This is a genomic window from Microcystis sp. M53598_WE2, from assembly GCF_030067735.1.
GTDB lineage: Bacteria > Cyanobacteriota > Cyanobacteriia > Cyanobacteriales > Microcystaceae > Microcystis > Microcystis aeruginosa.
In genome coordinates this window covers 1-1059 of sequence record NZ_JASJFE010000700.1, presented here as the reverse complement: position 1 = coordinate 1059, position 1059 = coordinate 1, and the positions used below count along the sequence as shown (strand labels likewise).

Below are 1059 nucleotides of genomic sequence, written 5' to 3'. Positions count from 1 at the left end.
TTTTTAAAGCCTATCCTTTGGTTTCGTCCTTTGATTGCGGTTTGTTTTTCTGTTGTTGCATATAAACTCTCACTCTTTTAATTACTTCTTCTTCTTTCACGGGGATAAAAGTCTGATTGCGTCCATAACTGGTGCGATCGTTGGTAAACTTTTTAGCGGGGTTGATATCCGGTTGACTGACTCCCTTCAGGGAGGCGATTCCCAATTGATAGGCTACCCAACCGCTACCGAAGCCGGCGGCTAACATGGCTACCATCAAAAGGAGTCCTAACTGCAAGGAGGTGCTGATTGAAAATTTTTTCATCTTGGTGGGGCTGGATTTTCACGTTCGGAGTGATTACCGATCTATAATGAGTTAATAGTATAACCCAGGGTTGGCCGAGCGGTTGAGGCAACGAACTCATAATTCGTGCTAGGCAGGTTCAACTCCTGCACCCTGGATAGTTTTGATGGCTTCGGGTGATCGGCTTCGACTGCACTAGAGTAGGCGGCGGTGACAGATTACCTGACCATTTTCAGCTACTTTGAGAACAGAAATACAATCATTAATTTTATCCTTTTCATTTTTCAGGAAAGCTAAAAAAACACAAGAATCCCAGTAGTGTAGCTTTTTTGATGAACGAATCAATTCCCCAATGCTGGGTAATAGCAAATCCTGTTTTGAAAAGCTGACAACAATCAATCATATAGTCATTGCCAAAAAGCTCGAACCATTAAAAATTTGATTTCCCCAAAACTTTGCGCTTTAAAGCGAGAACACGAGGACGCGCACCTTGACTAGAAAATCCTAACCCTTCACGGAATATTTCGGGCATATAATAACGAACTGCATCTTCTTTATCCTTGTCCTCATAAATTACTCCCATTTGCTCAAGAACATTGACTGTAGTAGCATCCAGCTTAAACTGTTCTAGGGAAAAAGGAATTTTTTTATCACTATATTCATGTAACCTTTCTGCCCAGCTTTTAAATATAGGATATTCTTCCTTAGACTCGTCAACTTTTTCTTCACTACAGGGTTTAAGCGCTCGTCGAATCGCTTGGGGAGGTAACAGTCTA

General features: G+C 41.5%; 1 protein-coding gene, 1 tRNA gene and 1 pseudogene. 1 reads left to right on the top strand and 2 read right to left on the bottom strand.

Annotated elements, in window-relative coordinates:
- Positions 1-10 precede the first annotated feature (10 nt).
- On the bottom strand, positions 11-304 hold the full coding sequence (locus PX636_RS14280) for a hypothetical protein (protein ID WP_061431314.1): 294 nt from the start codon (positions 302-304) through the stop codon (positions 11-13).
- Positions 305-368: 64 nt separating this feature from the next.
- Between PX636_RS14280 and PX636_RS14275 the strand changes: the two genes are divergently transcribed.
- A tRNA-Ile gene (locus PX636_RS14275) sits at positions 369-441 on the top strand.
- 272 nt (positions 442-713) lie between these two features.
- Here the strand turns inward: PX636_RS14275 and PX636_RS14270 are convergent.
- Positions 714-1059, bottom strand: a pseudogene (locus PX636_RS14270) (ParA family protein); the annotation flags it as partial.